This is a genomic window from Cohaesibacter sp. ES.047 (genome assembly GCF_900215505.1).
In the GTDB taxonomy this organism is placed as follows: domain Bacteria; phylum Pseudomonadota; class Alphaproteobacteria; order Rhizobiales; family Cohaesibacteraceae; genus Cohaesibacter.
In genome coordinates this window covers 3,707,004-3,733,229 of the sequence record NZ_LT907844.1, presented here as the reverse complement: position 1 = coordinate 3,733,229, position 26,226 = coordinate 3,707,004, and the positions used below count along the sequence as shown (strand labels likewise).

Here is a 26,226-nt window from a genome sequence, read left to right as displayed (position 1 = left end):
CTTAATGGAAGTATTGAGACCCACGGATATTGGAGTGAGTGATCACAGGGCCGTCCGAGGGCTTTTCTCGACGTTTGCGATCCAGCCCACTTTTGAGAATGGACTGTACGGATGTATAGGAATGGGCATTGATGACGAGTGCCGGCTCGCAGGCTGCATCGAGGCGATCGGACCCAAAACTCTTGGCTAACCGAAGGACACCCATGCAGGTGCGATAGCCTTGTTCAGGATGGTTTCGTTTGCGCATGACGACATCCACGAAGGTCTCAACATGGGGGCCTATCCTGACAGCTTTCTCGCGCATGGCCTCTGGTGTCCAGCCTGAACGGAAGCGATGATTGGCTGGCATATGCTCCCGCAGTGTCGTATGTTGGCGGTTACCCGATGACCGGGCATGTGCGGCAACTCTCTGACTTTTATGGAAAATCTCGATGGTGCGGGCTGTAATCCGAACCCAGAGATCCTGACGCAGCAATTGATAGGGCACCGAGTAATAATGGTGATCAATGTCGACATGATAATCGAGCCCGGCCCGGCACTTCTTCCATTCAGCATAGACATAAGGCTCTTTGGGTAACGGCTTCAGAGCTGGTTTGTCCAGGGTCTCGAACAAGGACCGGCGGCTTGCACCCAGATGCCGGGTCACCTTGCCATTCAATTGATCCTGTAATGGCCGGATGGCGGCATTCAGTTCATCGAGGCCAAAGAATTGGTGATTGCGAAGCTTGGCCAGAATCCAGCGCTCGGCCAATTGCACAGCCGTCTCGACCTTGGCCTTATCGCGTGGTTTGCGGGGCCGGGCTGGCACAACGGCAGTATCGTAATGAGCTGCCATATCGCCATAGGTGCGATTGATCACCGGGTCGTAAAAGCAGGCCTTCGTCACCCCTGACTTGAGATTATCAGGCACGATCATACCCGGCACGCCGCCGAAGAAGGCAAGAGCCCGGGTGTGGCTGCCAATCCAATCCGGCAGGCTCTGGGTCCAGGTCGCCTCACAATAGCTGTAGCTCGATGCGCCGAGCGTGGCCACAAAGATTTGGGCCGTCCTGATCTCACCGGTCTTGGGGCAGGCCACATCCACAGTCTGGCCTGCATAGTCGACGAACAATGTCTCGCCGCCTGCATAGCGCTGGCGCATCACAGGCCTGAGTTTGCCTTCCCAGCGGGTATAGAGTTCGCAATACCGACTATAGCCATAACCATCAGGATGGGCTTCACGGTATTCCTGCCACAGGAGCATCAGCGTCACGCCCTTGCGGCGCAGCTCCGCATGCACGCAAGTCCAGTCTGGCAACGGGATCGGCTTGGTGTCATCCTTGTCCCGGATGGGATAAAGCAATTTCTCGAGATCGGAATCGCTCAGATCTGCAGGCAACGGCCAGGATAGTCCGGCCTCTTTCGCGCGGTACAGATACTCGCGCAATGTCGTGCCACCTATCGACAGACTGGAAGCGGCCTGACGGGTTGACATACCCTCACAAGACAGGCGGAGAGCTTCTCTTATTTTTCGCATTGGCAATCTCTTCATTGGGCAACCTTCCAGTCCAAAAAAAGGAAGGGTAGCCTGCTGCTGATTGCCTCGCAGCATTACATCAGGGGGGGCGCGGATGCCCCGGAATCACTGCGCGGATCCGATCGGAATCGGTGCGCGGATAAAATTGGAATCCATGCGCGGATGTGCCCGGAATGCGCAAAAACAAAGCCTGATACTGCCAACAAGGATTTTATCCTCATGCGTTCGATGCTAAGCGCCTATTACGAAAGCATCGGAATGACTGAACCGCCCAAGCTTTATCAGGGCATTGGCATCAAGAAGGACCGTTATGATAAACCCAACCGGAAACTCGAGATCCCGGTAAACTGGATGACGGAGAAATGGTTTGCCCCTGGTGCTTTGGATGGTATCAATGACGAAGTGATCGACATTCTGCTGATTTCCATCGAAACAGGGTGCCGTCAGAGTGAGATTTCAAATTTGCCCCCGCATTCGATTGTACTGGATCATCCGATCCCGCACCTTCATATCAAGGTGGAAGAAGGAGACATATGTCGCGAGGTTAAGAATACAGCCTCTCAAAGGATGGTACCCCTCGTCGGTGTCGCTCTGGCAGCAGCCAAACGGCACCCAGAAGGATTTCCAAAGTATCGTGGCAACAGCAACTATTCCAACACGATAAACAAGACTCTCAGGAAAAAAGGCCTGCTGCCTTCAGAGAAGCACACAGTCGGCGGCACAAGGCACTCGTTTGAATCTCGCCTCAAGAAGGTTCAACTGCCCAATGACGACCGTGGCGAATTGATGGGCCACAGCGTCAAGGCCATCCGGGATCGCGAACTCTATGGCGATGACATGACCCTTGAGGACAAATTGGCCTTGCACAAGCTTATCGTACTTCCCGTGCCCAAACATTTGGAATGACCCCTGCCCCTTAACACCATGACCAGAACACCACAACCGAAAGCACTTCCTTGCATGAGGCGCTCCCGTCGTTGATCCGTGAAAAGACGGTTCTCATTTGGCGGCTTTGGCGATCTATTTATGAGCCGAAATGTTCCCCGTCAGCGCATATGGGTCCAAATAGGTTGATTTGCTAAGAGAGGTATTTTGTCTCATCGTAATCCCATAGGAGTGGGTATGAGACAGACATCAGGTAAAGGGCGCAGCGCGTCCGAGAAGATAGTCAAAGAAATCAAGCGAGCCACCCGCAGCAAAGTATCGGCATCATAAGACGATTGGCAAAGGCCGCTGCAGGTCTCCCATCAAGCGCTCAGCCGAGGTGGTGAACGATAGTCTCCAAGCGTTGGGTTCGCCGACTGTAGCGAGCCAAGGCACGGTCATCAAACCTCTCACAGACTATCCGTCGCCCGCACAGAACTTTGCCACACCAGAAACGACGGACCTTGATAACCAGTTGTACGCACCGCCCGCCGAGGGGAAGGTCTGCAACTCGTCTTATATATCGGCTTTGAATGCGTCGACTTGGCTGCCCGCAGTCGGGACATACCCCTGAACGAGAACGTGGCCGCAGCTGAATTTGCACACTCCCTCCGGCGATTTGGATTGAATTTACTGAAAAGCCGTAAGGCACGAGGCTTTCGCACTGAAATCGATGATGCATAGCGGATCCTCCGATGAATCAGCCAAAGCATGCACTACATCTTCAGCAAATATGAGCTAGAACCAATTTTAAGTACTGAAGGTGGCTTAATTTTGAATGATCATTGACAGTGTGGTTCTCTCCTCCGTCATGGAAACCTCCTGTCTGAAGATCGAGAACACCTCAATCGTCAGTCAGACGACGATGATCGCAAAACAGACTTATCTCAGAGTGTTAACGGCACCAGCCACCCGCACCCTTGCCGCGAGTGCGGCTTCGTCCATGGGCCGAAATTACGGTAATTTCTCCATTTCTAATGGGCTCAGGTAGAAGGTCCTTTTATACATTAGCCCGTTATATCAATCAGCATTTTTTGCATTCCGCTCATCTTGACTGCGATAGAATCTCAGCAACGGTACCAAGAGCGGCACGAAACGAGCTATCAAAGGTTTCTTCCGTCCCCTCCCACTGGTTATCCTGCCCGGCAACTCGCATTTGCCAGCGCGATTTCCAATGAAGATAACTGTCATCCCATGTAAGAACTCCGCGCAGGGCAATATCGCCGCCCAGATATTCAGCAAATTCATTGAGAGTTGTCGAGGACAAATTTTCCATTTTTACCTCCTCTAGCTTTGCGATGTCTGGTAGGGCGACTTCAAGCCCTAACTTGTCCGCTTCGGCCATCAATGCTTCGCGTTGACCAATGCCCTTATCCGTGTCATTAGCAAGAAAGAAGCCGCTTCCCTTGAACTCGACTTTAACGAGAGACAAAATTCTGGGGCGTGGCAACTGCCACTTGTGAAACCCGAACTTGCTGATTATGGCATCGATCTTTTCTGGATCGAAGTGCACCGTCAGATCAAATGGGCGGTCTCGCGAGCCCTGTTCATCATGGTGGGGAATCCCTTCCATTCGGTCGCGATAGCTGTATCCAGCCACATAATCGCCAGCCTTATCTATTTCGTCCTCAAGGTTGCTGACCTTCAGGAGACTAGACGTTCCTGAGACCTTTACAAGAACCTGCCTGAAGGTGTCTTGAATACTAGGTATCCTTGTTTCTTCACGCTCTCCTGTTACGAAAGTGGTGGCTCTGTATAGGTCGGCATCTTCCGAAGCCGCTGGTATGCCCGGATGACAGAGCAGCAGCACCGGAAAAAGGAACTTTAGATTCTCTGCAATAAAACGCATCCGCCAATCCCCCACTGAAGGCTTTCTACCTAGTGTCGCAACCGCAGTCTGCACCAAACGACCATAGCCTAGCAAGGGTGATACCACAGCTTCTAGAGAAGGCCACAATCATAGGCCTCTTTGACAATTGTTATCTCATATTCGCTTTGCTATGGAGCATCTTGCTCTTTCAGGATACTCCAGATATGGTTGTTCTCTTGGATATTGTGCTCATTGGATTTGGAGCCGTTCTGGCCTCCACAAGATCAGAAATTAGCGGTTTGGACTGAGCGCAAATAAAGGATCAAGTAAATGGCACTGGACACATGGCTAGCCTACACGATCGCTTGTATTGTGTTGACCCTAATTCCGGGGCCTAGTGTTTTGCTCGTGATCAGCCTGTCACTGACGCGAGGGCGACTGGCGGCATTGATGTGTATTCTCGGTGACGTCATAGGCAGCATAATCCTCATGGGGCTGTCATTTGCAGGTGTTGGTGCGATCCTGGCAACCTCTGCATTTGTGTTTCAATCCGTCAAATGGGCGGGAGTGCTGTATCTGGCTTATCTTGGCTACAAACAAATCCGTTCAGCGCGCCTGAACACCGCTGAAGCCGCCCCTCTCACTCATGAAGGGCATGGTGGTTGGAACAGCTTTTGGGTTGGTACCGTAACTGCCATCCTCAATCCCAAGGCGATTGTCTTCTATATCGCCTTTCTTGCACAGTTCATTGATCCGAACACAAACCTGTCTGTACAACTGGGCCTTCTAACGCTGACGTCCAGTCTTGTGGTCATCATATTGCTTGGAGGCTACGCCTTCATCGCCGATAAGGCACGTGCGGCCCTTAAAAGCTCAGAGGCACTAAAGCGTGTGGAATATGCTGGTGGAGGTCTCATGATTGGCGGAAGCGTTCTCATGGCAACGACGCGATGAGCATTGGGATCAAAGTGATTTGGTCTGCGAAAATAGGTCGCAGGACAAAAGCTATTCAGACGTGATCAGCGAAGACCAGTTGTTTTTGGCATAACGCCGACCACCATTGTTGCAACCTTCCGAGTGCTTCATAACTGGTGAAATGATGATTGAGGAATAGAGCTGATTACATTTTAGAACCAGCGATGTTTTTTCTCTTCTTCAATGCCTTTCCCACCGAAATCATATCCTCCTTTTCCAAACCCATCTCGACGGCCTCTCGATAGAGGCTTGAACAAACCTTCATCAAGGGTGATGGAGCTTCGACGGAGCTGGCGCTTTCCATCACGAGTTGGCAATTCTTCCAAACATCCTGAATGCCTGCCTGTCGGGACATATCACCGGTACAGAGCTTGGCAAGTTTGGTTCTGGAAACATCACTCGCCATCGGACCTGCATTCAAGATGTTTGTGAAAAGCGCAGTGTCCAATCCGTTTTGTTCAGCCAAGTTCCATGCTTCGGCCAGCCCGGTGACCATATTGATCAGGTAGCTGTTTACTGCAAACTTCATCTGAAGAGCCTTGGGGATCTGTCCGCACTCAAAAACGTCTTTGCAACATGGCTGAAGAAGCTGGCGGACCACCTTCGTTTCCTCATCGTTGCCCGCCAGAAGACTGACAAGTTGTCCAAGTTGAGCTGGTTTCTTGGAACCTGAGACAGGGGCTTCGACATATCTGCCTCGTGCCAGAGAAATGTCCACGGATAAGGATTCTGAGTAATCCGCAGATACGGTTCCCATTGAAACTACGAGTTTATTGGCCACCAAAGATGCGAAGCCATCTGTATTTCGGGACAGAACAGCATCAATAGCGACCTCATCAGCAAGCATAAGCAGGATGGTCTGGCATTGAGCAAACACATCTTCTGCAATTGCAGCAATAACTGCGCCCGCTTCTCTCAGCGGATCGGTACGAGAGGATGTTCGGTTCCAGATGACAAGCGGTACACCTGTTTCTGCGAGCCTAAGAGCGATAGGCGTTCCCATGGTGCCAAGGCCAATAAAGCCGATCGCATCACTTCCGTGCATTTCTCTTCTCCCGAAGTTGAACCGTTAGAAGAAAATTTAGCCAAATATGGACGTGCAGAAAAACGAATAATTTAAAAGGTTCAGTTCAAATTTTCTGCACTATTCAACCCATCACTACGGGTCGGTTCATCTGGAAATACAGATTGGGGAAAGCCTTGAAATATTACTAAAGCAGTCCCCAAAAGAGCAGTTACCCAGCACCAAAAGCGCTAAAATCAGCGGAAAATTGGCGCACCTTCTGCAGAGGCGACCCTCATAATTCAATCAGAGTGAGGCACCCTAGAACGATACCTCGTCATAAAAGTCGTATCAGAAAAAGGCGATGAGCTGGGCAAGAAAGAAAGAAAAACTTTGAACTAATACTTCAATAAAACAGATCCATTCCACGCAACACTTCAAATTAATTGACAAATATGAAGAAGATTCGTATTCTACAAATCCTCACACGGGGGGTCTCGACAAGAAACTGAGATACTGCTGGCACCTGAACCTCTTGAGTTCGAACGCAGCGCAGTGACCCGATGAACCTGATCCAGTTCATACTGGCGTAGGGATGGTGTTCTGGCTGCACAGCTTCAGGGAAGAAGGTCTAACCACGCATCCTTTTTCCGGACTGCTTCGCAGCCTTCTCTCCACTCAACGCGGAACTGGGTCTCCAATGCTTCAGAGCTATGGAGGCTCCAACCATGCAGAATCTCTCATTTACCGTCACCACTGGCCCACTACCCGCATCACATCGCATATGGATTGATGGCGCCCAATACCCCGATATTCACGTCCCGATGCGGGCCATTGCTGTCCATCCGACCGCAGGCGAGCCGCCCGTGATCGCATATGACAGCTCCGGCCCTTACACCGATCCAGATGCTGACATCGAAATCAGCAGAGGGTTGGCTCGTCTGAGAGAAGACTGGATCGCAGCACGAAACGATACCGTTTCCTATCAAGGCCGAGTGATAAAACCAGAGGACAACGGATTTGCGGAAGGGGAACGGCTCACACCGCCTTTCCCGATAAGGCACACACCGAGACGAGCGGCGAATGGCGAGGCGGTCACCCAAATGGCCTATGCCCAAGCGGGCATTATCACACCGGAAATGGAGTTTGTGGCCATTCGCGAAAATCTGGGCCGAGCCGCGCAAAGCCAATCTCAGGCTCCTGATGGCGAAGCATTCGGCGCCTGCATTCCGGACGTCGTAACCGCTGAGTTTGTCCGTAGTGAAATCGCCAAGGGCCGGGCCATTATCCCCTCCAACATCAATCATCCCGAAGCCGAACCGATGATTATCGGTCGGAATTTTCTGGTAAAGATCAACGCCAACATCGGCAACTCCGCCGTCACCTCTTCCATGGCTGAAGAAGTGGAGAAGATGGTTTGGGCCACCCGCTGGGGTGCCGACACGGTGATGGATCTCTCGACCGGGCGCAACATCCACAATATCCGCGACTGGATCATTCGCAACTCTCCAGTACCAATCGGAACGGTGCCCCTGTATCAGGCCCTCGAGAAAGTGGGCGGCATTGCCGAAGACTTGAGCTGGGACGTATTCCGCGACACCCTGATCGAACAGGCAGAACAGGGCGTGGACTATTTCACGATCCATGCGGGTGTACGCCTGCACATGATTCCGATGACCGTCGAGCGTGTCACGGGCATTGTCAGTCGGGGTGGATCGATCATGGCGAAGTGGTGCCTGCACCATCACCGGGAGAGCTTCCTTTATGAGCATTTCGAAGAGATCTGCGAGATTGCCCGCGCCTATGATGTCAGTTTCAGTCTGGGCGATGGCCTTCGCCCCGGCTCTATCGCCGATGCCAATGATGAGGCCCAGTTCGCAGAGCTGGAGACACTTGGTGAACTGACGCAGATCGCGTGGGACAAGCAATGTCAGGTCATGATTGAAGGCCCCGGACATGTCCCGATGCACAAGATCAAGTCCAACATGGACAAGCAGCTTGAAACCTGCGGAGAAGCACCCTTTTACACTCTTGGACCTCTCACAACCGATATCGCACCGGGCTACGACCACATCACGTCGGGGATCGGCGCTGCGATGATTGGCTGGTTTGGAACAGCGATGCTCTGCTATGTGACCCCAAAGGAGCATCTGGGTCTACCCGACAGGGATGATGTCAAAACAGGGGTGATTACCTACAAGATTGCCGCCCATGCAGCCGATCTTGCCAAGGGTCACCCGGCGGCCCGGATCCGTGATGATGCCTTGTCGCGCGCGCGCTTCGAGTTTCGTTGGGAAGACCAGTTCAACCTGTCCCTTGACCCGGAAACCGCACGATCGATGCATGATGAAACCTTGCCAAAGGAAGCACACAAGGTTGCGCATTTCTGCTCCATGTGCGGTCCCAAATTCTGTTCCATGCGCATCTCCCACGACATTCGTGCCGAAGCACAGAAGGAAGGCATGGAAAAAATGGCCGAGAAATTCCGGGAAACAGGAGAGCTCTATATGCCATTGGATTCTTCCCACTAAGAAGGAATCTCCAAAGCCCTGATCCTGATGGCTTCTGGATCAGGGCGCCCTGCCTAGCGCTGTGGTTTCCCCATCATTTGGGCTGCTTGCCGTACTAACTCGGCGAGATCAAAACTGCGCGCAAGGTCAAGCGTGCGTAGTTGATCCAGCTCCACCCACCGCGCATCAACGGCATCATCGCCAGCTTTCAAACTCCCCCCAAGATATTGGCACAAAGTAACGATGAGAATGAAATGCTGCTCCACCTCTCCGTCTGCATTCTTGTCAAAAGCGTCGACGGCCGAAAGGATCTTGAGGCCCTTGCCAAGGACACCCGTTTCTTCGCGCAACTCTCGCATGGCAGCGTCTAGCAAAGGCTCTCCTTTTTCCACCTTGCCACCCGGGAAGACCCAACGTCCAGCATCCGGCCGGTTTGCGCGGCGCACAAGGAGCACTTTGTTATCCCTGATCACGGCAGCAAGAACTCCGGCAATCGGTCTGTCTGTGGGGAGGGGCGTTTGAGATGCACACATAAGGGCCTCGTCGAGTAAACCAATCTGGAACCAGCCACAACCACAGCGCGGACGTTCACCCGGCCGTGTTGGACCCGACACGTTCAAGGGTCTCTTGCCGCAAGATTGCAGCCAGAGGCTCTGCAACAGGCGAGATGTTCGGGGCGCGAAGCAAACGAAGCTCTATCGCCGGCAACTCAGGCAATCCGAGTTCCTCCCGCAAAGACACCATATCCTGCGGCCTTCCATAGTCTGTGCGCACTGCGATGCCCAAACCCGATCGTAAAGACGCCCAGACACCCGGCAAGCTGGGTGTTGTCAAGGCAGCTCTCCAGCGGACCCCTTGCCGCTCCAGAGATGACAGGGCAGCTTGCCGAAACAGACAGGGATGGTTGAACAGGACCAGAGGAATAGCCTGCGGATCAATGATCCTCTCTCTCCAATTCTCGTGCGCGAGCCATATCATGGGAAGCTCGAACAGCAGCTCGCCCTCCATGGGGCTGCCTGATTTGTAGAATGCAATCGCAGCGTCCAGACGACCTGCCCTGACCTCTTCCGCAATCCGATGGTTTTCGCCAGCACGCACCTCAACATGCACGGCATCATGCCGCTGCCCGAAGGTGGCCAGTGTCGCGGGCATGACATCATCAAAGAAATCCTGAGGCATCCCCACACGCACAGATGCTCTTGTCGTGGCCGCTCCCATGGCGAGAGCAGCCTCATCGTTGAGCGCAACGATGCGTCGGGCATAGGCGACGAATGCCTCACCCGCTTCAGTGGGCACCAGACCACGCCCCTTGCGCGTGAACAGCTGCGTCCCGGCCTGCTGCTCAAGCTTTTTCAGTTGCATGCTAACCGCGGATTGCGACCGGCCGAGCTGGATTGCCGCGCGTGCGAAACTGCCAAGATCTATGCCTGCAACGACCGTACGAAGAGCATCAATATCAAAAGACGGGGACACTTCAAATTTCCTGAACTGATGATTTTAATAAATTCAATTTTCGCAAGCATCGCATTTCAATAGGCTGGAATCAAGACTTGAACCCTTCCTATGGAAACCGCACTCAATCGGTTGGCGGCCGATTTGGCTCATAACCTCACAGCCCACTCCCTTTCGCACTCGACAAAGCGAACCTCTGATCATGGTCCAAAACCTTGTCCTTCTTCTTCTCGCGGCGCTTCCCCTGATGGGAAGCCCGGGGCCGGCAACACTCAGCCTTGCCAGTCTGGGATCTGCATTCGGCTTCACTTATTCTGTACGTTACCTTCTGGGAATTATTCTTGGGACCAACTTCGTTCTGCTGATCGTCGCCACCGGGCTGACGGCCGTGATAACCGCCCAACCAACAATTTTTGCTGGCCTGCAACTGTTGGCCGGCACCTATATTCTTTATTTGGCCTATAGGATCGCCACGGCACCGACGTCTGGTGGAGCGAAACCGCAGCCCATGGAGACAGCCTCACGATCACCACTATCCTTTTGGGGCGCCTTGGGTTTGGCAACAACCAATCCCAAAGCCTACGCGGCCATTGGTGCAGTCTATGGTAGTCATTCCATCTTTCCGGCTAACTTTACCCTCGACGTGACGGTGAAAATCCTGACTCTGGGCAGCGTCATTGTTGTTGTGAACACCATTTGGCTGGCTTTTGGTGCAGCCTTCTCAAGGCACCTGCAAAGCCCCCGCATCGGGCGGGCAATCAATGTCACCTTTGCAGTGATGCTGATCGCATCTGTGGGCATTGCTGTGTGGCCAAACTAGGTGCATCTCGTTGCGCGTTCCGTATCATGATTATATTTTGAAGCCGTCAAGGCAAACTAGACCGCTGTCACCCTCGCGAGAAGTGAAGGGCTCCGGCGATGCGGTTCCAGGCATTGATATTCGCAATTGCCACCGTCAGATGGACAATCTCGGTCTCGCTGAAAGCGGCCTTGATCGCATTCATCTCACTCTCAATCACGGGGGCGGTGGGCGAATATGTGACATGTTCCGCCCAAAGCAGCGCAGCCCTCTCCCGATCTGAGAAGACCGTTGAATCCCGCCACACCGAAACAAAGTCGAGCTTGGCTTCATCAACACCAACACGCCGTGCGGCGTTAAGATGAAGCCCATTGCAAAAAGCGCAACAATTGATCTGCGAAATCCGGATCTTGATTATCTCGGTCAGGGTCTTTTCGAGCCCGCCCCCGTCAACTGATTTGCTCATCGCAAGCAGAGCGGCATGTGCCGCTGGGGCCAGCTTTTCGAATGAAGAGTAGGAAAGTGAGTGCTCGCTGAAACCTGAAAGCGCATTCATGTTGTAACCTTTCATCATTTGATATATTGTCAGAACTCTTACATTAATATCAGAGTTCTGACAATGATCAAGAGACACGCCCCGTCGAGCCTCCCAGAGAGCGGAGAAGGAAAGCGCGGAGAAGACGGATATCTGGGCTACTTGCTCCGCCAGGCGGCGAACATATATCGCTATCAAGTGGAAAACGTCCTCTCCGACCTCCCTCTCACCCAGCCACAGTTTTCCGCTTTGGTGATGCTCGAAGCCTATCCGGAGCATTCCAGCGCTGATCTGGCACGCATGGCTTTTCTTACCCCGCAAACCATGAGCGTCATCCTCAATAATCTATCAAAGGCGGGCCTGATCACCCGAAGACCACACGATCATCATGGAAGAAAGCAGCATATTGAGCTTACCGATTTGGGGGGTGACGTTCTGAGCTCGGCAAAGGATCGAGTCTATTCGCTCGAGAAGGATCTGCTTGAGGGCATGTCCCGTGGCGAAGAGAGCACCATAAGACGATGGTTATCGAGAATGGCCAAGAGTGGCGATATCTCCCAATCTCAATAGTCTCAATTTTGAGGCCCGAACTGGGCATGCCAACTTCACTTCCCCAATCAGGGTGAGCCCAGCCGCATCTGAGCGACCAAAACGTCAGCGAATGCGCGAACCCGCGGCGTGATGTCGGCGCGACTGGGAAATGTGATATTTAGTTGCGTAGCTCGAGATGTAGCGTCCTCAAACACTGGCCTAAGGGTTCCCTCAGAGACCGCATTTTTGCATACTCCTGCAGGCAGCAATCCCACACCGACACCGGCTATAATGAGATCGCGAATGAGAAAGTGGTTATCCGCCGTGATGATACCCTCTGGCAAAGCTCCTTCAGCAAGCACGAACCGTTCAAGAAACGCGCGCAGATCTTCAGGGGGCGCAATGAAGTCCTGAAGATCTTCAAGCCTTGAAGGCAAACCTCTCCGATCAATCCATTGCGCGCTTGCATAGAAGCGCCATGTCACATCAGTCAGTTTGCGCTCCACTCTATCCAAGTCTCCTCGATCTCCGACCCTGAGGGCAATATCGACATTGTCACCAATCAGGTTAAGCGCGCTGTTTGTCAGCATGAGATCGAAGAAGACGGCTGGATGATCTCTGCGAAAGTCCGCTATTGCGTTAACAAGCACGCCGGTTGGAAAATCGGCTGGAGCCGTAATCCTAATAAGCCCGTTCAGATGCCCCTGTTCGTTGCGAACATGGTCCAGTGCACTCTGCAGTGTTCCGAGCCCCGGCTCGACGCGCTCAAACAACAAACGCCCGTCATCCGTCAGCGAAACGGACCGTGTGGAACGTTTCAACAATCGAACCCCGAGCGCTCTCTCAAGGGATCTCACATGCAGGCTCACAGTGGAGCGCGGCATCGAGAGCTTCCTTGCTGCTGCAGAGAAACCGTTGGATAGCACCACTTGAACGAAGGTTTGAAGATAGTCCAGCTTTTCCATTGTGCAGAATATTGCCCATAGATGATGAAGTTAGGTATCTTATCTGAACAAGCTTCTGGGTCTAGGCTTCTCCTAGAAATAAGGAGAAGCCATATGTCAAAGTCATCACCACTACAAAACGCACCTCAATCAGGCCTCTTGACCTCAAGTGGCTTGGCACAATTCTCCGGCATCGATGCAATCATCCTTTTGGGAGGTACATCAGCGCCATTCACCGTTATGGACCTGATCATCAAACCGGGAATGGGAGCACCGGCCCACATCTCGTTTCACGAAGACAAACTCTTTCATGTCTTCAATGGCACCTTACTCTTTCTCTCTGGGGAGGAGCGCATTCAGATACAGCCCAACAACCATGTATTCATTCCCAAGGGTACCATTCACGGCTTCAAGGCTCTTGGAGATGAACGCGCTCGCATGACACTCGTCTCAACGCCTGCCGGGCATGATCGCTTTTTCGCAGCAATGTCAGAGCTATCGGTCCCTCACACTCCCGAAGAGGTCGCAAGCGTCTGCAAACGCCATGGCCAAGCGATTACCGGCCCTCTGGTTTCATGAAATCGTGAACTGCCTGCAGAGGATGGGCACAGCACAGTTGGAGCTAAGGACTACATCGCGGGGGAGAGCAATCTCGTTGTCATAAAGTCAATAAAGACCCGCAGCTTTGGTGAAGGATACCGGCTGGACGGCCACAAGACATGAAAGCTTCCAGTGTTCCGGACGGCTCCCCCCAGAACACGCATGAGAGCCCCATTGGCCACGCCATGCTGAACGACAAAATCGGGAAGGCACGCAATACCCAGTCCATTCTCTGCCATATAGAGTAACGGATCGACTGCGCTCGCGGTTGCTGCACAAGGAATATCGACGAGTTCCCCAGCGCTCTCATCAAAAATGAGCCATTCTTCAATCTTGCCGGTTGAAGGGTAGCGATGGCGCAGGCAACGATGATCTGCGAGCTCGATTGGCCGTTCCGGAACTCCTCTTTCCCCAAAGTAGCTCGGAGACCCCACAAGACTATATCGGAAGGCACCAACCTTTCGCGTCATCAGTCTGGAGTCTCCGGTTTCACCCGTTCTGACAACTACATCGAACCCTTCCTCGATCACATCGACGACACGATCACTGAAGTCGAGATCAAGCACGATGTCTGGCCATTCCCGCATGAAGGCCGACAATGCAGGCATCAGGAGCATGCCAACCATCGGCAGGCTGATACGCAGCACGCCGCTCGGAGTGGCGTGAGATTGGGACAACTCTGCCTCTGCAGCTTCGAGCTCCCCCAGGATCCGGCGGGATCTCTCCAGAAGCAGGGCACCCTCGGACGTCAATGTGATGGCACGGGTGGATCGATGAAACAACCGCACCCCCAGCCTCTCCTCCAACCGCGCCACTGCTTTGCCAACCGCTGATGATGACGTGCCAAGGCGATGCCCTGCGGCAGTAAAGCTGCGGAGTTCCGCCGCATGAACAAACACGTGAAGCGTCGTCAGGCTATCTATGGATGCAACATCCATAGCGGACATATTAGTCCGAAGTCATCGGAATTGCAGCCTATTTTTCCGCAATCATGGCTGTGCAAGCATCGGCCTTCGCTACAACACACCATGAAAGGTCTATTTATGCCCGCACTCTGCGCATTGATCATTCCAAAGCTGGATCTTCCCAGCTTCACCGATGGAAGATCCGAGACTCTGCGATCCCTCAACCCAGCCTGCGTCAGCGAGGACATCAGTCATGACTTGCACTAACCGCATCTCTGAAGGCGCCGCGCCCTCAGGCTCTGACAAGCTTCCCTTGGGCGGATTGCTGGCCCTGTCCATGGCTGCCTTCATCACCATCCTGACCGAAGCGCTTCCTGCAGGCTTGCTCCCACAGATAAGCGCAGGCCTCATGGTATCCGAAGCTGAAGCAGGGCAGCTTGTCAGTGTGTATGCCCTCGGCTCGCTCACGGCCGCAATACCGCTGATGCTTCTCACCCAAGGAGTGAGGCGCCGTCCCCTTTTGCTGACCGCCATTCTGGGATTTCTGGCTTCAAATTCGGTTACAGCACTTTCAGACAGTTATGCGCTAACGATGGTTGCCCGCTTCATCGCCGGGGTCTCGGCTGGGCTGCTATGGGCCCTCATTGCCGGATACGCGACGCGCATGGCACCACCTCATCGCAAGGGACGGGCCATTGCGATCGCGATGGCGGGAACTCCTCTTGCGCTTTCACTTGGTGTGCCCTTGGGCACCTTCATGGGTGGAGCATTAGGCTGGCGCGCCTGCTTCGCCCTTATGAGCATCCTGACAGGTCTCCTGATCATATGGATTCTTGCCGTGGTTCCTGACTTCTCTGGTCAGCCGGCACGGACGCGTCAATCATTAAGACACGTCTTTCGCCGCCCCGGCATTGCCGCGATATTGTTCGTCATGTTCGCCTTTGTCCTTGGCCACAACATTCTCTACACCTACATCGCCCCACTGCTCGCTCAGGCGAGGATGGCAACCCGCATAGATGTGGTTCTGCTGGTATTCGGGATTGCATCCCTCGTCAGCATCTGGATTGTAGGCCTGTTCATTGACGGTCGCTTGCGCCAGCTTACCCTTGCAAGCATCCTGCTATTTGCATGCGCCGCCGCCATCCTGTGGTGGATGAAAGACAATGCCTCCATGATCTACATTTCTGCCGCCATATGGGGCCTTTCCTTCGGAGGCTGTGCAACCTTGTTTCAAACAGCTAGCTCAGATGCCGCAGGACCCGCCGCAGACCTTGCCCAATCGGTTCTCGTAACCGTTTGGAATGCGGCTATTGCGGGTGGCGGTGTTGTCGGCGGACTGTTGATCAACTCGATCGGGGTCAGCTCGTTTGCACCGGTTGTGTTGGTGTTGATCACCTTATCCTACATCGTCACCCTTTTGTCCTACCGATCTGGCTTTCCATCGGAACGCTTCACCCACATGAGGCAATCGGAGTCATAAAGCTCTCATGAGCCGGAGAGAGAGACATTGCGTTCACGCCGAAGCCTCTCTCCGATAATCAGTAGACTCGCGTGTTTGAGGAAAAGGCTCCATCGCGAACACTTCTGAATTTTCAAACTGACAATTTCGCATAATTCGATATTCAAAATCGTCATGACTGGCTAAAATGCAATACACAACTCCAAGACGTCTATGGAACGAAGAATAAAGCCAAGCATAAGATCCCAAGAAAGCCACTTGTCGAGAATGATAGAGAACAATCACCTGAATACCGTGTACGAGGCCACATGTGGCAGCTTCACGATTACAACAGATCAATCTCTTCTGGACATGCATCATATCGTTGATCGACTGAAGAACGAAGCTTATTGGGCACAAGACGCAAATGCCGACATGATCGCCAAAGCGATGAGAAATTCATTGGTTTTCTGTCTTCGCAATGAGGAGGGAGCGCAGTGTGGGTTTGCGCGCGTCGTGACAGATTTTGCCCTTTTCGCCTATCTCAGAGACGTGTTCATCGACCGAGGCTATCGTGGTCAGGGGCTGGGGTCATGGATCACAGAAACAGCTCTGTCCCACCCGGAGCTCAAAGATATTCCCAGTTGGATGTTGGCGACAGAAGACGCTCACGGTGTTTATGAGAAGATGGGTTTTCACCCGCTAAAGCGACCAGACAATTACATGCAACGCCTGACCTGACGGCCGGTGGCCTCAGCACATACTTATAAGAAGGAAACGTGTCAGATCTTCGCACCATCAAGGCCCAATCCACCTTCGGTATCTTGCTCATTGCCACAGCGTCGCTGACCGTACCGATCGTAGATGGGATTGCCAAATTGCTGGCGGAAACATACTCGCCTTTGTTGATCGCCTGGGCTAGATATGCGGTTGCTACTCTCATTGTGCTGCCTGTGGCTTTCAGCAAAATGGGCAGGAGCCTGTTTCCAAGAACAGCGCTTTTGCTCCAGGTCCTGCGGACGATTTGTCTCGTTGTTGCGATGACGCTCTTCTTCTTCTCACTGCAGAGCACACCTCTTGTGACCGCAATCGCAGCCTATTTCATTGGCCCAATCGTTGGGATGATATTGTCCATTTTCTTCCTCAACGAAGAGCCTTCCTTGGTCAAGATAACGTGCACCCTGCTATCAATCGCGGGCATGCTCATCATTTTGAACCCACTGGAAGACGCTAGCTTGGGAGTTGGCCTCGCTCTCATACCAACGGCATTTAATTCTGACCTTCTTGAGCCCATTTTCTCATACCTATTGAATGGATGATGGTTGGGTTGGCGGAGAGGCTCTTCCATGCTTGGCAACCAGCATCAAGAATGGCGGCATAGTCTTCGAAGACCCGATTGGACAGGAAGGTACCGCGCAGATACTGCCAAATATTCTCAACTGGGTTCAGTTCCGGTGATTTGGAAGGCAACAGGAGGATGGTGATATTCTTGGGCACGTTGAGTCTGCTTGTCGTATGCCATCCGGCACGATCCATCAGCACCACGGCATGAGCGCCGCGCGCCACTGTCCTTGAGACTTCTTCGAGGTGCATTTGCATGGCCTGTGTATTTGCAAAAGGCATCATCAATCCCGCGCCAACGCCACGCGCTGGACATATTGCACCGAACAGATAGGCATTTTTATATCGCTGATCGGCTGGCAGACGTGGTCTGGGGACTATGCAGAATTTTGTGCCCTGGCGTGGTAACTCTAATATGAGGAGACCCACGTATGAGCATCGACAAAGCCCTTTTGGATCATCTGATGGAAGGCCGCAAAGCGGGCGATCTGTTCGGAGAGGACGGGATTCTGCAAGAACTGACCAAGGCGCTGGCCGAACGAGCCCTGAGCGCCGAACTGGACGAGCATCTGACCGAAGAACGCGCCGATGCGCCGCCTGAAGGCGCGAACCAGGCGCTAAATCGTCGCAATGGCCGCAGCCAGAAGACGGTGACCACCGACAGCGGGAAGGTCATTCTCGACATTCCCCGTGACCGCAACGGCAGCTTTGATCCTCTGCTGATCGCCAAGTATCAGCGCCGCTTTCCCGAGTTCGACACCAAGATCATCAGCATGTACGCGCGCGGGATGACGACCCGCGAGATCCAGGGGCATATCGAGGATATCTATGGTATAGAGGCGTCCCCGAGCCTGATTTCGGCGATCACCGATGCCGTGATGGAGGAAGTGACCGCCTGGCAGAACCGCCCGCTGGAACCGTGTTATCCGATTGTGTTCATGGACGCGATCCGGGTCAAGATCCGCACCGACGGCGTGGTTCTGAACAAGGCGGTTTTTGTGGCCCTGGCTGTTCTCCCGGACGGCACCCGCGACGTTCTGGGGCTTTGGTTCCAGGCCAATGAGGGTGCCAAGTTCTGGGCTAAAGTTCTCAGCGATCTGCGCAACCGTGGCGTTCAGGACATTCTCATCGCCGTCGTGGACGGTCTGAAGGGCTTCCCCCAGGCCATCGAGGCAGCCTTTCCTCAGACCCAGGTCCAGACCTGTATCGTGCATCTGCTGCGCCATTCCATGAGCTTTGCCAGCTACAAGGATCGCAAGGCCGTCGCAGCGGCTCTTAAGGCTGTCTACACCGCTGTGGACGCCACAGCCGCGGAGGCGGCGCTGGCGGAGTTCGAAAACAGCGACCTTGCCGCCAAATACCCGGCAATCGCACCGAGTTGGCGCCGGACTTGGAACGAGGTGATCCCGTTCCTTGACTATCCGCCCCAAGTGCGCAGGCTGATCTACACCACGAACGCCATTGAAGCACTGAACTCGAAAATCCGCCGGGCCGTTCGCTCCCGCGGGCATTTCCCCAGTGACGAGGCAGCTGCGAAATTGATTTATCTCGCGCTAAATGCTACCTCTGTGGAATGGAAACGCTCCGTGCGCGAATGGCACTCAGTGAAAAGCCAGTTCGCAATAATGTTCGAAGATCGTTTCCAAATGGCGTAATTAATGCGCCAGGGCACAAAATTCTCCATAGCCCCGTGGTCTGGTTCCCTTTTTTGCCCATAGTCGGGCCAGTCCATTCTTCTGACCAAGCCTAGCCTCATCTTGCCACCAAATCTCGATGGGCTTGTTCTTTGGCAAATGGCCTACATGCGCTGCCAACGTTGCGGAGAAGTTTTTTTGAAAGCATCAATGACTTCAGGCTTTTGTTCTGGATGTTGAGGTCGACCAGATATGCGCACATACCCCATGCGGCGCAAAAGATCCCGTACTCCACGTTCCTTGTAGGAGACCCCAAACCGCTCTTGGATCACACGCACCAGATCCTGGCTACGCCAGACAGAGACGCCGTCCTTCTCAGGATCAGGACCGGTTTCAACGATAGCAACAAACTCTTCGAGCTGTTCTGGGCTCAAGCGCATGGGAGCGCCGGTTGCTTTGATGTCGACAAGACCATCGGTGCCTTGCTCATTGAAGCGAAGAACCCAATCTCGCAAAGTCTGGCGGTCCATACCGCCGACTTTGGCGGCATCAGCACGGTTCATGCCGTCATAGACAGCCGCAATGGCCAGTAGGCGGCGGCTCTGTTTGGCATTGCGGCATCCTTTGGCAAGACGGCGCAAACTATCGGCGTCAAAAGCATCGCTAAGAATCAAAGCGGCAGACATGGCAAAATCTCCTTTGCCATGTTGAATCACGCCAGTGCTAAAAATGGAATCCCTAAAGAGTCAGAACTTCACGCCCTTGGTATCATTGCGGGCGCATGCCATGGCGGATATCTCGTTCTTACAAAGAAGGCTTCTCGAGCAGGCAACCCGCTTCAAACGCTTTGCTTTCAATGCGCGGTCGGAACTTTGCTGCTTAGCCCGCAGGCTTTTTTTACATTCGAGCTGCCACCCGTGAAGACGATTTGGCTTTTTGCGGTGATGGGAGGCTTTTCGGCGCTGGCGCATTTCATGACCATCAAGGCATTCCAATATGTTGACGCGTCAACCTTGTCGTCATTGGTCTACCTTGAGCTAGTGGGTGCCGTGATCTTTGGCCTCTTCGTATTCAGAGACATCCCCGACATACCAACGATACTTGGGGCCCTGCTCATTGCTGCATCTGGCTTCATTCTTCAGCGCTATCATTCAATGATGGAAAGGCGCGCGCTTTCAGCAAGTCAGGGACTCGGGTAACGAGAAGATCAAACATTGAGGCCCTTCTCTAAATAATTATATCAACTTTATTGAAGTAACAGTTCTAATTTACGCATTCACTACGCCCATATTTATACAATCATTCAAATTGACTCCTGAATAAATTACCGATCAAATGGGAATATATTTCCTACCTTCGCATACTAAATTCAACATAACGTCAAAAAACAATCCTATTTAAGCAAACAATTCTGCGCCATGTCGATTTTTTATTTAATCCGAAAAGTTGGCACAGCCTTTGCCTACTATCAAGATCATAATACAAAGGAGAAAATCAATCATGAGCACAATAGGATCAAGCTACAACTTCGTCACACTCAGCACCTTCAACAATTCGAAACAATCTGCATCTGAAACCAGATTTGACAGCAGCCCGAAGCAAGCCGAAGAGGCTGTAGGTCCAAAAGGATCGGAGCATCTGTCAGAATTGATGACCGATCTGAAAGACCTGAAACAGCAACAGGTCCACATGTCTCCGAGAGAATATCTCTCCGCTTCTTTAACGCTGAAAGAACAGATATCGTCCGAGAGGATAAAGGCCGGAGAGCAGCTTGACGTGTTTGATGTCCAGTTTGAGGGACAGATCTTCCAGTTGGCTGGCAAGATCTACGGCCCGGAAACACTGAACGCCATCAAAGATTTGAGCTTTGGAGAACAGGATCAGTTTCGAATGCAGCATTCCGTCGACATCAAGAGCTAGCATGCATGATGCAATGGTGGCGGACCTCAAGGTTACTCGCGACATCCTTCCAACCACACATCAGAATTGCTGAGTGCGGAACACGATCCCGCCACCAGCCGTGATATACGCTCAACGCGCTGTTTCAAAGCAGCATCTTGAGCATGGAGATTGTAACGACTGGGCGCAATGATCACGGCGACAAGGGTTAAAAACTGATCATCGTCTAACTCAGCGGGTTGAAGGCCATAGACAATTTCGCTCGCATGATGAAACCCGGTTAGCCAGCCATCGGGCCCCTGCCCCATTTCAAGGGTATCAAGCCACAAGGCCATGATCTGCTTTTTGGATAGCTCCTGTTCCAATCCAAAGGCATAGCCAGTCTGCCGGATCTTTCTTATCCCAGGTTTGAACTGCTTGAAGCCTACGCGCTTCGCCAAGGACTGGCTGATGGTCGTTAGTCCTGCACCCGGCGTTGTGACATCTACGCCGTTATGGTGTTCAAAATTAGGGTCTTGGACGAGCAGAATTTGCCGGTATCGATCGGCTCCAAGTGAAGCCCCACCGCGGTTTTCGGAGAGTATCGTGTTAGCGCGTTGCCGTAATGCCGCACTGTCGCCCAATGCGTCGAAGTAGCCAAGTGCCCCATACAATGCTACCGTCGAAATGCATATGAATAGAAAGAGGAGTGTGATCTTGAAGAACCGTCTCATGGCATAACCCTGTTCTCGGGGAGCCAGAGGAGCAATCCCCGTTGGCGGTCCCGTTTCCAAAGTAGATATTAGTCAGGCATGACAGGGAGGAAAATTGAATTTTCCGAAATTCTCAATCCGCCTTTGCTGAAGCATCCGACGGGGACGCGAACCTGTTGACTGCCTCCTCCTCCCAAGACGCGCGTGCACCATTACTTCGCGGTTGAAGGCACATAGTTGCACGTCAAAACGGACCTATTCACAGCAAACGCAAAAACGGATTCATAAACACAACTCGCTCAATAATCCCCCCATACAACGTGACCATTATGAAGTTGGAAACCTATTCAATGGGCTCTCTTCATGGCGTCAACCAAGATTGCGAACAGTCTGTCATCGCCGCTTTGAGCAACGTTGAAGCGCATGAAACCGCTTGCAGCCCGGGACAGGCTGAAGGCATTACCCGGCGTAAGGACGACATCCTGTGCCAATGCATGGCGGGCAACATCTGCAGCATCAAGCCCATCCGGCAGTTTACACCATAGGAACATGCCTGCAGTTGGCTCGAGCCATGGGGCCAGTCCAATCTCAGCAAGGCGAGAGATTGTCTCACTCATGGAGCGTGACAATCAAGAACGCAGGGCATCCATATGCTTGCGATAGCTGCCGTCCTTGAGCAGGGTCAACACCAGCTCAGCGGAGAAATGCCCTCCCCCAAAAGACGTCGCGATCTTCAAATCAGCGAGATCCTCGATCCAGTCCTTGGGCGCGGTGAGGCCTCGACTTCAAAATCAGCAAAGATATCATCCTCAATGATTGTCATCTCGGACAGTTCAGCCAACTTGAGCAAGCGATGAGTCACGACCGGTGACAGTGTTGCGTCTGTTGGATTGTGCAGCGCCGAATTGGTGATGTAGATCCGCGGCTTGTGTTCGGTTATCGCTTGTTCGAACAAGGTGAGATCCGGGCCCGATGGCGTGTAAGGCACACTGATGATCTCGGCTCTATGGGCGCGCAACAAGGCATGGAAATTGAAGTAGCAAAGATCGTCGACCAACACCTTGTCGCCCGGTTCGATGAGAAATCGGCAAAGCAGATCAACCGCTTGGGTGCCTGATTCCGTCAGGATAATCTAATCGGGAGAAGCCTCGATGTATTGACCCATTGAAAATCTGCTCATGCTATAAGTGAGGAAAATAGCGATGAGTATTACGATGGACGGCAAGGACAGGCCCAGCGAGTGTCTCCGTCAATCCGATCCTCAATCTGGCATCACACGTCATGGTGCGCGATGCGGTCAGGATGGGAGTGGGGGCTGCGCGCCTGCCGATATCCCTCGTCAGTCCTGACATCGCCGATGGCACGCTGGTCCATTGGGGCGATGTCGAAGGATCGGAGATCTCATTGTGGACGCTCTACCCGACGCGCCGGCTGCTGAGCGCCCGCGTGTCTGCCTTCCTCGACCATTTGAGGGAGGCCTTCCCGAAGGGAACACCGGACGAGCTCGCAAACTATCTCGGAAGATAGAGCATCAAGTCTCCTCCGGCAGTGCCGCCGGAGGGCCAGCGCCTTGACAGTTGATTACTCCACGTTTATATCCGAACGGTCGGTAATAAATAAGGAGAGCATTATGCCCCGTCCTCGCATGCATGATCAGGAAAATATTCTTGATGCCGTGGAACGTGTGATCGCCCGCGATGGTGTTCTGACGCTGGGCGCCGTTGCGAAAGAGGCGGGGGTTTCCAAGGCGACTGTTCTTTACGAGCACACCAGCAAACGGGATCTTCTGGCTGCCCTCGTCGCACGGACGATCAAGGCTGATAATGCGTTCAATGCGCGTTGCGAAGCAGAATTCGCGGGACAAGAGGACGCGCCGTTGCTCGGCAGGGTGGAGGCCACCAAGCGAACGCTGTGGGGCAATGAAGGCAACGCCGCCGTCCTCGGACTGATCTCTGCGCTGATGCAGGATGAAGCGCTTCGCAGCGTGTTCCGTTCCAACCAGACAAATCTGCGCGAGACGGTAATTGAAGCCGCAGCCGATGCCCGCACCACACGTCTCGCCTGGCTTGCTCTGGAAGGCCTCAAGTTCCAGCAGCACATGGGGTTGGTTGAATGGAGCGAGACCGAACGCACCGAAATCCTCGAAGACATAGAAACGCTGGTCCGAAAAAGGACACTCACCGGGGAGAGCTCAAATGACTAAACGTCATATCTTTCTCACCGGCGCGAACGGCTATGTAGGGCGAAACCTCATTCGACATTTCAAGAATGGCGGACATCAGGTAACTGGCCTCGCGCGCAGCGACCAAAGCGCAGAGCTGATAGCCGGATTGGGAGCCAACGTGGTTCGGGGTGACCTGCTGCGCGACGACCTTTCACCGCTGATGACCGGAGCCACAGAATTGGTTCACGCGGCCGCCAACCTCGACCATGGATCTGGTCGGAACGCTTATGAACAAAATGCCCGTGGTGCCGAGGCCGTCATTGCCGCAGCCTCAGATGCGGGAATCCGACGCCTGGTTCACATCAGTTCGGATTCCGTGTTGCAGGATGGCCACCCACTGAGGAATGTCGATGAACACCATCCCCTTCCCCGCCGTCCCGCCGGTGCCTACTCTTGCGGCAAGGCCGAAGCAGAGCGGATCGCACTGAATCGCAACAGTGACACCATGGCCGTCATTGCCCTTCGTCCCCGCATGATCTGGGGGCGCGACGACACCACGGCACTGCCGACGCTGGCGGCCATGGTGCGAAACGGACAGTTCGCCTGGATCTCCGGAGGACATTATCTTTGCTCCACGACCCATGTGGGCAATCTGTGCCATGCGGTAGACTTGGCACTAACCAATGGGCGAGCCGGTGAAATCTATCATATCTCCGACGGTCCGGCCCGATCATTTCGGGAAACTGTGACGGGCCTGCTGGCAACGCAGGGGATTTCGCCCCCCAACAAATCAGTCCCGCGCCCCATTCTGCGCCTGATTGCGCGTGTGGGCGATGGTCTCTATCGTCTGTCTGGAGGCCGGCTGCGCGGACCTCTGAGTTTTCAGGAATATGCGACGAGTGCTGTTGAGATCACGCTCGATATCTCCAAGACTAAACAGGAGCTCGGCTATCTACCGATCGTCGGCTGGCAGGAAGGACTGGAAGAGCTCAGGGTTCGAAACCGATAATCTGCCGGAAGGAAAGCCGTTCATGAAGTGAGCTACCACAATTGGACTTGATATAGCCAAGAGTGTTTTTCAGGTTTACGGGATCAGCAAGGAAGGCGCGGTCATTGTTCGCCAGAAGTTACGGAGCAACACTGTCAACGTCTCTGGAATTGAAAAGTGCCCGTTGGAAGGAAGCGAACAGCGATACACCGGGACACTTTGCCCGTAGACGTTAGATACACGCGGCAGATCTCCTTGCTTGTGGATCGTTGCGTTATTTCAGTCTTCCCGGATCACCCAATGGGGCTATGGAGAATTTTGTGCCCTGGCGCATTAATTACGCCATTTGGAAACGATCTTCGAACATTATTGCGAACTGGCTTTTCACTGAGTGCCATTCGCGCACGGAGCGTTTCCATTCCACAGAGGTAGCATTTAGCGCGAGATAAATCAATTTCGCAGCTGCCTCGTCACTGGGGAAATGCCCGCGGGAGCGAACGGCCCGGCGGATTTTCGAGTTCAGTGCTTCAATGGCGTTCGTGGTGTAGATCAGCCTGCGCACTTGGGGCGGATAGTCAAGGAACGGGATCACCTCGTTCCAAGTCCGGCGCCAACTCGGTGCGATTGCCGGGTATTTGGCGGCAAGGTCGCTGTTTTCGAACTCCGCCAGCGCCGCCTCCGCGGCTGTGGCGTCCACAGCGGTGTAGACAGCCTTAAGAGCCGCTGCGACGGCCTTGCGATCCTTGTAGCTGGCAAAGCTCATGGAATGGCGCAGCAGATGCACGATACAGGTCTGGACCTGGGTCTGAGGAAAGGCTGCCTCGATGGCCTGGGGGAAGCCCTTCAGACCGTCCACGACGGCGATGAGAATGTCCTGAACGCCACGGTTGCGCAGATCGCTGAGAACTTTAGCCCAGAACTTGGCACCCTCATTGGCCTGGAACCAAAGCCCCAGAACGTCGCGGGTGCCGTCCGGGAGAACAGCCAGGGCCACAAAAACCGCCTTGTTCAGAACCACGCCGTCGGTGCGGATCTTGACCCGGATCGCGTCCATGAACACAATCGGATAACACGGTTCCAGCGGGCGGTTCTGCCAGGCGGTCACTTCCTCCATCACGGCATCGGTGATCGCCGAAATCAGGCTCGGGGACGCCTCTATACCATAGATATCCTCGATATGCCCCTGGATCTCGCGGGTCGTCATCCCGCGCGCGTACATGCTGATGATCTTGGTGTCGAACTCGGGAAAGCGGCGCTGATACTTGGCGATCAGCAGAGGATCAAAGCTGCCGTTGCGGTCACGGGGAATGTCGAGAATGACCTTCCCGCTGTCGGTGGTCACCGTCTTCTGGCTGCGGCCATTGCGACGATTTAGCGCCTGGTTCGCGCCTTCAGGCGGCGCATCGGCGCGTTCTTCGGTCAGATGCTCGTCCAGTTCGGCGCTCAGGGCTCGTTCGGCCAGCGCCTTGGTCAGTTCTTGCAGAATCCCGTCCTCTCCGAACAGATCGCCCGCTTTGCGGCCTTCCATCAGATGATCCAAAAGGGCTTTGTCGATGCTCATACGTG

Annotated in this window: 28 protein-coding genes, 3 pseudogenes and 1 riboswitch; of the genes and pseudogenes, 16 read left to right on the top strand and 15 right to left on the bottom strand. The window is 53.7% G+C overall.

The features are described 5' to 3' along the window. Position 1: 1 nt before the first annotated feature. On the bottom strand, positions 2-1,531 hold the full coding sequence (istA, locus tag CPH65_RS17115; protein ID WP_096174979.1) for an IS21 family transposase: 1,530 nt from the start codon (positions 1,529-1,531) through the stop codon (positions 2-4). 204 nt (positions 1,532-1,735) lie between these two features. Here istA and CPH65_RS17110 point away from each other — a divergent pair, with 204 nt between their 5' ends. After that, positions 1,736-2,422 (top strand): hypothetical protein, encoded by a 687-nt coding sequence (locus CPH65_RS17110; RefSeq protein ID WP_172891539.1) that lies wholly within the window; start codon positions 1,736-1,738, stop codon positions 2,420-2,422. A gap of 349 nt (positions 2,423-2,771) precedes the next feature. Here the strand turns inward: CPH65_RS17110 and CPH65_RS17105 are convergent, their stop codons facing one another. Further along, positions 2,772-3,122 (bottom strand): transposase family protein, encoded by a 351-nt coding sequence (locus CPH65_RS17105; protein WP_096174977.1) that lies wholly within the window; start codon positions 3,120-3,122, stop codon positions 2,772-2,774. Between the two features lie 96 nt (positions 3,123-3,218). On the opposite strand from CPH65_RS17105, the gene CPH65_RS17100 reads away from it, so the two are divergent. Further along, a complete protein-coding gene (locus CPH65_RS17100; protein WP_096174976.1) occupies positions 3,219-3,431 on the top strand; it encodes a hypothetical protein in 213 nt (70 codons plus the stop codon). A 54-nt stretch (positions 3,432-3,485) separates the two neighbouring features. Here the strand turns inward: CPH65_RS17100 and CPH65_RS17095 are convergent, their stop codons facing one another. Continuing rightward, complete coding sequence (locus CPH65_RS17095) at positions 3,486-4,289, bottom strand: DUF2066 domain-containing protein (RefSeq protein WP_096174975.1); 804 nt, start codon at positions 4,287-4,289, stop codon at positions 3,486-3,488. Between the two features lie 291 nt (positions 4,290-4,580). On the opposite strand from CPH65_RS17095, the gene CPH65_RS17085 reads away from it, so the two are divergent. Next, the gene (locus tag CPH65_RS17085; protein ID WP_096174973.1) at positions 4,581-5,204 is read left to right on the top strand and encodes a LysE family translocator; all 624 of its coding nucleotides are present in this window, start codon (positions 4,581-4,583) and stop codon (positions 5,202-5,204) included. A 166-nt stretch (positions 5,205-5,370) separates the two neighbouring features. Here the strand turns inward: CPH65_RS17085 and CPH65_RS17080 are convergent, their stop codons facing one another. Then, a complete protein-coding gene (locus tag CPH65_RS17080; protein ID WP_096174972.1) occupies positions 5,371-6,270 on the bottom strand; it encodes an NAD(P)-dependent oxidoreductase in 900 nt (299 codons plus the stop codon). Positions 6,271-6,706: 436 nt separating this feature from the next. Beyond that, positions 6,707-6,842: riboswitch (TPP riboswitch) on the top strand. A gap of 114 nt (positions 6,843-6,956) precedes the next feature. Between CPH65_RS17080 and thiC the strand changes: the two genes are divergently transcribed. Beyond that, positions 6,957-8,759: a phosphomethylpyrimidine synthase ThiC gene (gene thiC, locus CPH65_RS17075; RefSeq protein WP_096176478.1), complete on the top strand. Its 1,803-nt coding sequence runs from the start codon at positions 6,957-6,959 to the stop codon at positions 8,757-8,759. 53 nt (positions 8,760-8,812) lie between these two features. Here thiC and CPH65_RS17070 read toward each other — a convergent pair whose 3' ends face one another. Beyond that, complete coding sequence (locus CPH65_RS17070; protein WP_096174971.1) at positions 8,813-9,271, bottom strand: NUDIX hydrolase; 459 nt, start codon at positions 9,269-9,271, stop codon at positions 8,813-8,815. Between the two features lie 55 nt (positions 9,272-9,326). Then, positions 9,327-10,211: a LysR substrate-binding domain-containing protein gene (locus CPH65_RS17065; RefSeq protein WP_197703873.1), complete on the bottom strand. Its 885-nt coding sequence runs from the start codon at positions 10,209-10,211 to the stop codon at positions 9,327-9,329. Between the two features lie 181 nt (positions 10,212-10,392). Here CPH65_RS17065 and CPH65_RS17060 point away from each other — a divergent pair, with 181 nt between their 5' ends. Next, a complete protein-coding gene (locus tag CPH65_RS17060; protein WP_096174970.1) occupies positions 10,393-11,010 on the top strand; it encodes a LysE family translocator in 618 nt (205 codons plus the stop codon). Between the two features lie 67 nt (positions 11,011-11,077). Here CPH65_RS17060 and CPH65_RS17055 read toward each other — a convergent pair whose 3' ends face one another. Next, positions 11,078-11,623: a carboxymuconolactone decarboxylase family protein gene (locus CPH65_RS17055; RefSeq protein WP_244574439.1), complete on the bottom strand. Its 546-nt coding sequence runs from the start codon at positions 11,621-11,623 to the stop codon at positions 11,078-11,080. Between CPH65_RS17055 and CPH65_RS17050 the strand changes: the two genes are divergently transcribed. Further along, the gene (locus tag CPH65_RS17050; protein ID WP_096174968.1) at positions 11,609-12,094 is read left to right on the top strand and encodes a MarR family winged helix-turn-helix transcriptional regulator; all 486 of its coding nucleotides are present in this window, start codon (positions 11,609-11,611) and stop codon (positions 12,092-12,094) included. The genes CPH65_RS17055 and CPH65_RS17050 overlap by 15 nt on opposite strands. A 47-nt stretch (positions 12,095-12,141) precedes the next feature. On the opposite strand, the gene CPH65_RS17045 is transcribed toward CPH65_RS17050, so the two are convergent. Further along, entirely contained in the window at positions 12,142-13,020 is an 879-nt protein-coding gene (locus CPH65_RS17045) for a LysR family transcriptional regulator (RefSeq protein WP_096174967.1), read from the bottom strand. 93 nt (positions 13,021-13,113) lie between these two features. Between CPH65_RS17045 and CPH65_RS17040 the strand changes: the two genes are divergently transcribed. Then, positions 13,114-13,578 (top strand): cupin domain-containing protein, encoded by a 465-nt coding sequence (locus CPH65_RS17040; protein WP_157747762.1) that lies wholly within the window; start codon positions 13,114-13,116, stop codon positions 13,576-13,578. A gap of 50 nt (positions 13,579-13,628) precedes the next feature. Here the strand turns inward: CPH65_RS17040 and CPH65_RS17035 are convergent, their stop codons facing one another. Then, a complete protein-coding gene (locus CPH65_RS17035; protein WP_096176476.1) occupies positions 13,629-14,522 on the bottom strand; it encodes a LysR family transcriptional regulator in 894 nt (297 codons plus the stop codon). 235 nt (positions 14,523-14,757) lie between these two features. Between CPH65_RS17035 and CPH65_RS17030 the strand changes: the two genes are divergently transcribed. The 3 genes from CPH65_RS17030 to CPH65_RS17020 all read left to right on the top strand — a co-directional run bounded on the left by CPH65_RS17030 (position 14,758) and on the right by CPH65_RS17020 (position 17,261). After that, positions 14,758-15,984, top strand: coding sequence for an MFS transporter (locus CPH65_RS17030; protein ID WP_197703872.1), 1,227 nt, complete (start codon positions 14,758-14,760; stop codon positions 15,982-15,984). Between the two features lie 246 nt (positions 15,985-16,230). Then, positions 16,231-16,683 carry a GNAT family N-acetyltransferase gene (locus CPH65_RS17025; protein WP_157747761.1) on the top strand — a complete coding sequence of 151 codons (453 nt, stop codon included), beginning with the start codon at positions 16,231-16,233 and terminating at the stop codon, positions 16,681-16,683. Positions 16,684-16,721: 38 nt separating this feature from the next. After that, positions 16,722-17,261 carry a DMT family transporter gene (locus CPH65_RS17020; protein ID WP_096174964.1) on the top strand — a complete coding sequence of 180 codons (540 nt, stop codon included), beginning with the start codon at positions 16,722-16,724 and terminating at the stop codon, positions 17,259-17,261. Here the strand turns inward: CPH65_RS17020 and CPH65_RS17015 are convergent. Continuing rightward, positions 17,212-17,703 (bottom strand): annotated as a pseudogene (locus CPH65_RS17015) (transposase); the annotation flags it as partial. The gene CPH65_RS17020 and the pseudogene CPH65_RS17015 overlap by 50 nt on opposite strands. An 11-nt stretch (positions 17,704-17,714) precedes the next feature. Here CPH65_RS17015 and CPH65_RS17010 point away from each other — a divergent pair. Further along, the gene (locus CPH65_RS17010; protein WP_096171596.1) at positions 17,715-18,938 is read left to right on the top strand and encodes an IS256 family transposase; all 1,224 of its coding nucleotides are present in this window, start codon (positions 17,715-17,717) and stop codon (positions 18,936-18,938) included. On the opposite strand, the gene CPH65_RS23985 is transcribed toward CPH65_RS17010, so the two are convergent. Continuing rightward, positions 18,939-19,097, bottom strand: coding sequence for a hypothetical protein (locus CPH65_RS23985; protein ID WP_157747760.1), 159 nt, complete (start codon positions 19,095-19,097; stop codon positions 18,939-18,941). Continuing rightward, on the bottom strand, positions 19,082-19,633 hold the full coding sequence (locus CPH65_RS17005) for a winged helix-turn-helix domain-containing protein (RefSeq protein ID WP_157747456.1): 552 nt from the start codon (positions 19,631-19,633) through the stop codon (positions 19,082-19,084). The genes CPH65_RS23985 and CPH65_RS17005 overlap by 16 nt, the downstream gene beginning before the upstream one ends. On the opposite strand from CPH65_RS17005, the gene CPH65_RS17000 reads away from it, so the two are divergent. Then, positions 19,622-20,116, top strand: coding sequence for a DMT family transporter (locus CPH65_RS17000; RefSeq protein WP_096174962.1), 495 nt, complete (start codon positions 19,622-19,624; stop codon positions 20,114-20,116). The genes CPH65_RS17005 and CPH65_RS17000 overlap by 12 nt on opposite strands. A 301-nt stretch (positions 20,117-20,417) precedes the next feature. Then, positions 20,418-20,837 carry a hypothetical protein gene (locus tag CPH65_RS16995; protein WP_096174961.1) on the top strand — a complete coding sequence of 140 codons (420 nt, stop codon included), beginning with the start codon at positions 20,418-20,420 and terminating at the stop codon, positions 20,835-20,837. A 32-nt stretch (positions 20,838-20,869) separates the two neighbouring features. Here CPH65_RS16995 and CPH65_RS16990 read toward each other — a convergent pair whose 3' ends face one another. Together CPH65_RS16990 and CPH65_RS16985 are read right to left on the bottom strand one after the other, a co-directional pair. Continuing rightward, the gene (locus tag CPH65_RS16990; RefSeq protein ID WP_096174960.1) at positions 20,870-21,529 is read right to left on the bottom strand and encodes a transglycosylase domain-containing protein; all 660 of its coding nucleotides are present in this window, start codon (positions 21,527-21,529) and stop codon (positions 20,870-20,872) included. 326 nt (positions 21,530-21,855) lie between these two features. Continuing rightward, positions 21,856-22,661, bottom strand: a pseudogene (locus CPH65_RS16985) (PLP-dependent aminotransferase family protein); the annotation flags it as partial. A gap of 131 nt (positions 22,662-22,792) precedes the next feature. On the opposite strand from CPH65_RS16985, the pseudogene CPH65_RS16980 reads away from it, so the two are divergent. The 3 genes and pseudogenes from CPH65_RS16980 to CPH65_RS16970 form a co-directional block, all read left to right on the top strand. Beyond that, a pseudogene (locus CPH65_RS16980) lies at positions 22,793-23,035 on the top strand (LysR substrate-binding domain-containing protein); the annotation flags it as partial. Positions 23,036-23,138: 103 nt separating this feature from the next. Beyond that, complete coding sequence (locus tag CPH65_RS16975; protein WP_096174958.1) at positions 23,139-23,711, top strand: TetR/AcrR family transcriptional regulator; 573 nt, start codon at positions 23,139-23,141, stop codon at positions 23,709-23,711. After that, positions 23,704-24,681, top strand: coding sequence for an NAD(P)-dependent oxidoreductase (locus CPH65_RS16970; protein ID WP_157747759.1), 978 nt, complete (start codon positions 23,704-23,706; stop codon positions 24,679-24,681). Before CPH65_RS16975 ends, CPH65_RS16970 begins: the two co-directional genes overlap by 8 nt. Positions 24,682-24,997: 316 nt before the next feature. Here the strand turns inward: CPH65_RS16970 and CPH65_RS16965 are convergent, their stop codons facing one another. After that, positions 24,998-26,221, bottom strand: a complete 1,224-nt coding sequence (locus CPH65_RS16965; protein WP_096171596.1) for an IS256 family transposase — start codon at positions 26,219-26,221, stop codon at positions 24,998-25,000. Positions 26,222-26,226 lie beyond the last annotated feature (5 nt).